The following is a 290-nucleotide window of genomic DNA, read 5'->3' as shown; positions in this document are numbered from 1 at the left end:
CACGTGCTTGGGCTATCTTCATTAAATTAATTGTTGCTCTAGGACTAACTCCTACTTCTATACTTTCATGGTTTCGAGTTGTCTGGCTGATAGCAAGTAAGTATTTTTCAACATCTTCATTTAGTCTGACGGTCGAAACGGAAGCTTGTAGCTTCTTGATTTGTTCTAGATCAATCACTGCGTTAATATCTTGATATTCCTCACCTTGAAATCTTCTAATTAACTGAAGTTCTTCTTCATAAGATATACGTTCCATTGGCATTTTTATGGAAAAGCGATCTAATTGAGCA

At 35.9% G+C, this 290-nt stretch carries 1 protein-coding gene; it reads right to left on the bottom strand.

The window, feature by feature from the left end:
- Window positions 1–290 (bottom strand): MoxR family ATPase (locus tag AOA62_RS31750; protein WP_218244091.1); only part of this gene is annotated, 290 nt, incomplete at both ends.

It is taken from the genome of Pseudomonas sp. 2995-3 (assembly GCF_002742565.1).
In the GTDB taxonomy this organism is placed as follows: domain Bacteria; phylum Pseudomonadota; class Gammaproteobacteria; order Pseudomonadales; family Pseudomonadaceae; genus Aquipseudomonas; species Aquipseudomonas edaphica.
This window is presented reverse-complemented; position numbering and strand designations above follow the sequence as displayed.